Here is a 7,657-nt window from a genome sequence, read left to right as displayed (position 1 = left end):
CCCCCCCTTCCGGGGAGGCGCCCCGCCGCCGTACCGTCAGGGGCCGTCAGGCCGCGACCGCCCCGACCGGCACCTCGGCCGGTGCCAGCGCGATCTCCAGGACCTGCCGGACGTCCGTCACCGGGTGGACCTCCAGCTTCTCCAGGATCTCGGCCGGGACGTCGTCCAGGTCGGCCTCGTTCCGCTTGGGGATCACCACCGTGGTGATGCCCGCCCGGTGCGCGGCGAGCAGCTTCTGCTTCACGCCGCCGATCGGGAGGACCCGGCCGGTGAGGGAGACCTCGCCCGTCATGGCCACATCGGTGCGGACCAGCCGCCCGGAGAGCAGCGAGGCCAGCGCGGTCGTCATGGTGATGCCCGCGCTCGGCCCGTCCTTCGGGACCGCGCCCGCCGGGAAGTGGATGTGCACGCCCCGGTCCTTGAGGCCGGTGACGGGCAGTTCCAGCTCCGCGCCGTGCGAGCGGAGGAAGGAGAGCGCGATCTGCGCGGACTCCTTCATCACGTCGCCCAGCTGACCGGTGAGGGTCAGCCCGGCGGCGCCGGTCTCCGGGTCGGCGAGCGAGGCCTCCACGAAGAGGACGTCACCGCCCGCGCCGGTCACCGCGAGTCCGGTGGCGACGCCGGGGACCGCCGTGCGCCGCTCGGCCGGGTCCTGGGCGGACTCCGGCACGTGGTGCGGCCGGCCGATCAGGCCCCGCAGGTCGTCCGGGGTGACGGTGAAGGGCAGTTCCCGCTCGCCCAGTTCGTGCTGGGCGGCGATCTTGCGCAGCAGCCGGGCCACGGACCGCTCCAGGGTGCGGACACCGGCCTCCCGGGTGTACTCGCCCGCCAGCTTGCGCAGGGCGGCCTCCTCCAGGACGACCTCACCGGGCTCCAGACCGGCCCGCTCCAGCTGCCGCGGCAGCAGGTGGTCGCGGGCGATGACGACCTTCTCGTCCTCCGTGTAACCGTCGAGCCGGACCAGCTCCATACGGTCGCGCAGCGCCTCCGGGATCGCCTCCAGGACGTTGGCGGTGGCGAGGAAGACGACGTCGGAGAGGTCGAGTTCGACCTCCAGGTAGTGGTCGCGGAAGGTGTGGTTCTGCGCCGGGTCGAGGACTTCCAGGAGGGCGGCCGCCGGGTCGCCCCGGAAGTCGGAGCCCACCTTGTCGATCTCGTCGAGCAGCACCACCGGGTTCATGGACCCGGCCTCCTTGATCGCCCGGACGATGCGGCCGGGCAGGGCGCCGACGTAGGTGCGCCGGTGTCCGCGGATCTCGGCCTCGTCCCGTACGCCACCGAGGGCGACGCGGACGAACTTGCGGCCCATGGCGTGCGCCACGGACTCGCCGAGCGAGGTCTTGCCGACGCCGGGCGGGCCGACGAGGGCGAGGACCGCGCCGCCGCGGCGGCCGCCGACGACGCCGAGGCCGCGCTCGGCGCGCCGCTTGCGCACGGCCAGGTACTCGGTGATGCGTTCCTTCACGTCCTGCAGGCCGGCGTGCTCGGCGTCCAGGATCGCCTGGGCGCCGGGGATGTCGTACTGGTCCTCGGTCCGCTCGTTCCACGGCAGTTCGAGGACGGTGTCGAGCCAGGTGCGGATCCAGGAGCCCTCGGGGGACTGGTCACTGGCCCGCTCCAGCTTGTCGACCTCCTTGAGGGCGGCCTCGCGCACCTTCTCCGGCAGGTCGGCGGCCTCGACGCGGGCGCGGTAGTCGTCGGACTCGTCGCCCTCGGACTCTCCGTTCAGCTCGCGCAGTTCCTTGCGTACGGCTTCGAGCTGACGGCGCAGCAGGAACTCGCGCTGCTGCTTGTCGACGCCCTCCTGGACGTCCTTGGCGATGGTCTCGGCGACGTCCTGCTCGGCGAGGTGTTCGCGGAGCTGGGCGGTGGCGAGCCTGAGGCGGGCGACCGGGTCGGCGGTCTCCAGGAGTTCGACCTTCTGCTCGACGGTGAGGAAGGGCGAGTAGCCGGAGTTGTCGGCGAGGGCGCCGACGCCGTCGATCTGCTGGACGCGGTCGACGACCTGCCAGGCGCCGCGCTTCTTGAGCCAGCTGGTGGCCAGCGCCTTGTACTCCTTGACGAGCTCGGCCACGGCGCCGGGCAGCGGATCGGGCACGGTCTCCTCGACCGCGGTGCCCTCGACCCACAGGGCGCCGCCGGGCCCGGTCGTACCGGCGCCGATGCGCACCCGGCCGCGCCCCCGGACGAGCGCGCCGGGGTCGCCGTCGGCGAGCCGCCCGACCTGCTCCACGGTCCCGAGGACGCCGGTGGCGGCGTAGGTGCCGTCGACCCGGGGCACGAGGAGCACCCGGGGCTTGCCGGTCCCGGGGCGGGCCGCGGCCTGGGCGGCCTCGACGGCGGCACGTACGTCGTTGTCGGACAGGTCCAGCGGCACGACCATCCCGGGCAGCACGACCTCGTCGTCGAGCGGCAGCACAGGCAGAGTGAGCGGCGCGGTCACCTTGGACTCAGAAGCCATGATCTCCCCTTCGGCAGTCAAGTTGAGCTGTACGGACTCAATGCTCATGAGCGGGTGAATGTTCCCCACCCGGTGTTCGCTCTGAGCGATCACCGCCCGGGTGCCGGACGACCACCGGCACCACCCGCTGGAGCCGGCCGTCCCGGGAGCTGCCGACCGCGTTCGCCGGGCCCTGACCGCTGATGAACGGGACGGGGCCGGTGGGGAAGGCAACGCGGCGGCCACCTGAGCTGTTCCATGTGCTGGGGGTACGAGCCCATGGACGTCTCCGTTCCGCCGTACACGGAACCGCGGCGGCTGCGGGGGCGCCCTCGGCGCTCGCGCCTCCGTCACATGCCACCGAGCCGGCTGCCCCGCCACCGTCCGCCGGTGGACGGAAGAAGAGGGAGGGACGGGCGCTGTCCTGGCCCATCGTTCGTGCCGGGCCGCAAGATCTGGCGTGGGGACTCGGAAACACGGCCTCGACGTTCGTCCGCTCCGGCCGACGAGCCCGGCCGAGCTGGAAGGCATGGGCCGGCGTCTCCATGACATCGCGCTCACCGACGGCCGACCCGACGTCGCCCACATGCCGACCTACGTCTTCGGGCACGCGACCCGCCCGGACCGCGACACCGACTTCTCCGTCGCCGATCGGGTCAGCGCCGACCGGGCGATCACCCGGGGGCGCCCGGCTGAGTGAGCGACTGAACCGTTGCCGACCTGCCTTCCCAGCAGCGGCGGAAGCCGGGGCCCCAGCGGCCAAGGAGCCGACGCGACGCGTGGTCAACTTCGACACGGCGCCTGCTCCCTCACCAGCGGTGGGCACGCGGAGCCGTGCCGGGAGGAACATTCCGTGATCGCGGGCGAGCGCGGGCCGGAGCAGGCATGCTCGGACCATGACGCGACGCGTACGGGCACGGTGGAGCGGGGCCCTGCTCCTGGCGGTGGTGGTGGCCGCGGGGGTGAGCGGCTGCGGGTCGGAGGCGCCGTCCTCGCCCGGGGGGTCTTCCTCGCCCGGCCCCACGACGACGACCGGGCAGGCCTCGCCGCCGCGCCAGGAGCCGAGCAGCCAGGAGGTGCTGGTGGAGGTCGCCGTCACCGGCGGCTTCGCCGGGGTGCGCAACCGGCTGGTCGTGCACGAGGACGGCGGCTGGACCCTGCACTCGCGCACGAAGGAGCCGCGCGGCGGCCGTATGACCCCCGACGAGGTGGCCCGGCTGCGGGCGGCGCTGGAGGACCCCGCGTACGACCGGGTGCCCGCCCGGCCCACCGGCGAACCCGTCCGGGACGGCTTCCAGTACGCCGTCGACCACCGAGGCCACCGCGTCGTCGCCACCGACGGCGCCGTACCGCCCGCGCTGCGGCGCGTCCTCGACGCCCTCCCGGAGGGCGGTCCGCCGACGGGCCCCTGAGCCCCTGCCGGGAGGGACGGCGGCCCGCCGTGAACCGAAGCGGCCCCGCCGGGCGATAGACAGGGCGTGAGACTGTTGCGCCCCTCAGGGGGAGGCCCCCGAAGGGGCGACGAGGCGGAGGCGCGGGCCGTGGTGGGCGCCGCGCGCGGGAGCGGCGGGCCGCCGGGCGCCGCGCTTCCCCACGACCGCGGGCCGGCCACGGAGCCGCCGTCCCCCGGGGAACCGCGGGACCGGCCGTCCGGCCGCGGACGTGCGGCCGGTGCCGAACCCGTCCGGGGAAGCACCGCCCCGGCGCGGCCGCACCCCGTCCCGCCGTCCGCCGACCCCTCGGTCCCCCTTCCCCCGGCCCCGGAACACCCGTACGGCGAGCCCGCCGAGGACGCCGCGCTGCTGCGCGCCGTCGCCCGGGGGGACAGTGACGCGCTGGCCGTGCTGTACGACCGGCACGCGGGCTGGCTGTACGCCCGGCTCGCCCGGCGCTGCCCTGACGAGGAGGTCGTCCGGGAGGTCCTTCAGGACACGTTCGTCACCGTGTGGCGCTCGGCCGGTGGGCATCGCGGCCGGGGTGAGGCCGGCGGGTGGCTGTGGGTGATCGCCGCGCGGCGGCTGGTCGACGCCAAGCGTGCGCAGGCCCGCGCCGCCCGGGGCGAGCGGCCCGCCGCCGCGCCGCCCGAACCGGCCGTGGCCGCTCCCTCCGCCGAGGAGCGGGTGCTGTCCGGCCTGGAGTACGGGGAGGTCGGCGCCGCCCTCGACCGCATCTCGCCCGAACTGGCGGAGGTCCTCAGGGCCACGGTCGTCGACGGCCTCACCACCCGCGAGACCGCCCGGCTGCTCGGCATCCCCGAGGGCACCGTGAAGACCCGCGCCCGGCGCGCCCGCCGCGAATTGCGGGCGGTCCTCGGGCCGTCCCCCCTGGGGCCCCTGGGAGGCACCGCATGACCGCCGCCTGGCACGTCACCGACGCGCTGGCGCTCCGGTACGCCACGGGCGCCGCGCCCGAGCCGGACGCCTGGTCCGTGGAGAAGCACGTCGAGAGCTGCGGGCCCTGCGCGGCGCGCGTCTCGGCCGCCGTCCGTACGGGACCGGCCGGCCCCGCCCTGGCGGCCCTGCGCACCGACCTCCTGAACTCCGTGGCCCCTCTTCCCCCGGCCGCGCGGGAGCCGGACGCCGTGCCGGCCGGGCGGGGGCCTGTCGCTGTCCTCGGCCGCGGGGCCCGCCTCTGGTGGGCCGTCGGGCCCGCACTGCGCGGGCCCTGGCTCGCGGCGGTCGCCCTGGTGCTCACCGCGGCGTTCGCGCTCGCGCACGGCGCGGGCGTGGCGGGTGCGCGCGGCTGGCTGCTCGCCGTCTCCCCGCTGCTGCCGGTCGCCGGGGTCGCCGTCTCGTACGGCCGTCACGCCGACCCCCTGTACGAGATCACGGCCGCCACGCCCGTCGGCGGACTGCGCCTGCTGCTCACGCGCACCGCCGCCGTGCTCGCCCTCTGCCTTCCCGTGCTGACCGCCGGCGGGGCGCTGCTGCCTCCTGTGGCCGGACTGCCCGGAGCGGCCGCCTGGCTGCTGCCGGGCCTCGCGCTGACCCTCGGCGTCCTGGCCCTGGGCTCGTTCACGGGCTGCCGGGCCGCCGCCCTGACGCTCGGCGGCGGCTGGCTGCTCGCGGTCGCGGGCCCGCTGCTCGGCGGCGCGGGGGCGGCCGCCCTGGCCCCGTACTTCTCCGGCCCCGCCACGCAGGGCGCGTGGGCCGCCGCGGCCGTCGTCTGCGGGGGTCTCCTCGCGCTGCGGCGGCGTTCCTTCGACCACCTGGAGCCCCGGTGAACCGGCCGACCACCGTGGCGGTGACCGGACTGACCGTCCGCCACCGCCGTACCGTCGCGCTCGACGCGCTCGACCTGTCCCTCACCCCCGGCGTGCACGGCCTCCTCGGGCCGAACGGCGCCGGGAAGACCTCCCTCATCCGGGTGCTCGCGACCGTCGCGGCGCCCTCCGCCGGCCGGGTGGAACTGCTCGGCCGGGACGCGGCGCGCCCGGCCGACCGGACCGCGATACGCCGGCGGCTCGGCTATCTGCCGCAGGAGTTCGGGTACTACCCGGGCTTCACCGTGCGGGAGTTCGTGGCGTACGTGGCCTGGCTCAAGGAGGTGCCGTCCGAGCGGATCCCGGCGGCGGTGGAGCGGGCGGTGGAACGGGTCGGCCTCGGCGGCCGGATCGACGCGCGGATGAGGTCCCTCTCCGGCGGCATGGTCCGGCGGGCGGGCATCGCCCAGGCCCTCGTGAACGAGCCGGACCTGCTGCTGCTCGACGAGCCGACGGCGGGTCTGGACCCGGAACAGCGGGTCGAGTTCAGGGCCCTGCTGCGGGAGGTGGGCGAGAGGTCGACCGTGGTCGTCTCCACGCACCTGGTGGAGGACGTGGCCGCCGCCTGCGCCGAGGTCACCCTCGTCGAGGCGGGCCGCCTCGCCTGGCGCGGTACGACGGCGGCCCTCACCGCCCTCGGTACGGACGGGGAGGCGACCGGCTCCGCGACGAGCCCCATCGAACGGGGCTACACCTCGGCGCTCCGCGCCCACCGGGAGCGCGTGGGGGCGGCACGATGACCACCCTGCCGCCGGGCGGCCCGCCCGGGACCGGGACCTCCGGCTCCGGGGCCGGGGAGTCCCCGGAGCCCGGCCGGGGCGGGGCCGAAGCCACCCGCGCCACGGCCGCGCCCGGGCTCGCCGGGAACCACCGCCCCGCTCCGTCGGACCCGTCCGCCGCTCGCCCGCGTCCGCCCCTCGTCACCGAGCTGCGGCGGGGGCTCGGGCCCTGGACCGGCGCGGCGGTCGCGCTCACCGTCCTCGTCGCGATGTACGGGAAGGCACCGGCCTGGCAGGGGCGCTGGTCCGACGCGACGGATCTGCTGCACCTGGCGGCCGGGCTGCTGGGCGGGCCGCTCGCGCTGGCGGCCGGCTGCCGGCAGGGCGGACGGGACCGGCGGCGCGGGACGGCCGAGCTGTGGGAGTCGGTGCCGCGCTCGCCGCTGCGCCGCCTGCTGATCGCGGCGGCCCCGTCGGCCCTGTGGCCGGCCGCCGGGGTGCTCCTGGCCGACGCGGTGGGTCTGCTGGCGACCCGGCCGTACGTGTCGGGCGGCCGGCCCGCCCTGGCGCTGCTCCTCGCGGACGCGGTCGCGGTCGGATCCCTGGGGGCGCTGGGCCATGTGGTGGGACGGCTGGTGCCGTGGCGGCTGACGGCCCCGGTGCTGGGGATCGTTGGTTACGCGGGCCTCGCGGCCGGCACGTACACCCTGTCGGCGGCCCGCTGGCTGAGTCCCGCCGCCGACTCCTCGACCGCCTGGATGCGGCCTGTGTGGTGGTTCGCTCCGGCGTCGATGGCCTGGACGGCGGGCCTGGCCTGCGCCGCGCTGCTCGCGTGCGGCGCGCGTACGGTCCGGCCGCGCGCCCTGGCCCTGGTTCCGCTCGCGGTCGCGGTCGCGGCGGCGGGCCTGGTGCTGCGGCTGCCGCCGGAGGACGGGCCGTGGCGCCGCGACCCGGCGGCGACCCGGGCGGTCTGCGACGGCGGTGTGCCGCGGGTGTGCGTGACGGTCCTCGACGGGAGGCTGCTGCCGGCGGTGTCGGCGGCGCTCGCGCCGGTGAACGAACGGCTGCGGGGTCTGCCGGGGGCACCCGCCCGGTGGGCCGTCGGCCCCGTGGAGCCCCGGCGGGGAGACGTCCAGATCGCGGACGGGGCCCATGCGCCGGTCCGGGGGCGCCTCACGCGACCGGACATTTTTCGCCACGCGGCGGTGGGGCAGCTGCTGGCGCGGGCCTGCGACG

At 76.7% G+C, this 7,657-nt stretch carries 7 protein-coding genes; 6 read left to right on the top strand and 1 reads right to left on the bottom strand.

Annotated elements, in window-relative coordinates; genetic code table 11:
* Nucleotides 1-46: 46 nt before the first annotated feature.
* Entirely contained in the window at nt 47-2,461 is a 2,415-nt protein-coding gene (lon, locus tag RIF68_RS19940) for an endopeptidase La (protein WP_309052644.1), read from the bottom strand.
* A gap of 439 nt (nt 2,462-2,900) precedes the next feature.
* On the opposite strand from lon, the gene RIF68_RS19935 reads away from it, so the two are divergent.
* The 6 genes from RIF68_RS19935 to RIF68_RS19910 all read left to right on the top strand — a co-directional run.
* Nucleotides 2,901-3,140: a hypothetical protein gene (locus RIF68_RS19935; RefSeq protein WP_309052643.1), complete on the top strand. Its 240-nt coding sequence runs from the start codon at nt 2,901-2,903 to the stop codon at nt 3,138-3,140.
* 196 nt (nt 3,141-3,336) lie between these two features.
* Nucleotides 3,337-3,852 (top strand): hypothetical protein, encoded by a 516-nt coding sequence (locus RIF68_RS19930; protein WP_309052642.1) that lies wholly within the window; start codon nt 3,337-3,339, stop codon nt 3,850-3,852.
* Nucleotides 3,853-4,239: 387 nt separating this feature from the next.
* Nucleotides 4,240-4,791, top strand: a complete 552-nt coding sequence (locus RIF68_RS19925; protein ID WP_309052645.1) for an RNA polymerase sigma factor — start codon at nt 4,240-4,242, stop codon at nt 4,789-4,791.
* Nucleotides 4,788-5,663, top strand: a complete 876-nt coding sequence (locus RIF68_RS19920) for a zf-HC2 domain-containing protein (protein ID WP_309052641.1) — start codon at nt 4,788-4,790, stop codon at nt 5,661-5,663. Before RIF68_RS19925 ends, RIF68_RS19920 begins: the two co-directional genes overlap by 4 nt.
* Nucleotides 5,660-6,442: an ABC transporter ATP-binding protein gene (locus RIF68_RS19915; protein WP_309052640.1), complete on the top strand. Its 783-nt coding sequence runs from the start codon at nt 5,660-5,662 to the stop codon at nt 6,440-6,442. The genes RIF68_RS19920 and RIF68_RS19915 overlap by 4 nt, the downstream gene beginning before the upstream one ends.
* The coding region (locus tag RIF68_RS19910) for a hypothetical protein (RefSeq protein ID WP_309052639.1) at nt 6,439-7,657 on the top strand (1,219 nt) is incomplete at its 3' end. The genes RIF68_RS19915 and RIF68_RS19910, both read left to right, overlap by 4 nt.

The organism is Streptomyces sp., from assembly GCF_031178505.1.
Taxonomy (GTDB): Bacteria; Actinomycetota; Actinomycetes; order Streptomycetales; family Streptomycetaceae; genus Streptomyces; species Streptomyces gulbargensis.
Note: the sequence above shows the minus strand (reverse complement) of the source record. Positions and strands in the feature narration are given on the sequence as shown.

What these genes read in the sequence shown, in the direction of transcription:
- RIF68_RS19920 (WP_309052641.1), top strand. Translation starts at nt 4,788, where the DNA reads ATGACCGCCGCCTGGCACGTCACCGACGCGCTGGCGCTCCGGTACGCC.
- lon (WP_309052644.1), bottom strand. Translation starts at nt 2,461, where the DNA reads ATGGCTTCTGAGTCCAAGGTGACCGCGCCGCTCACTCTGCCTGTGCTG.
- RIF68_RS19930 (WP_309052642.1), top strand. Translation starts at nt 3,337, where the DNA reads ATGACGCGACGCGTACGGGCACGGTGGAGCGGGGCCCTGCTCCTGGCG.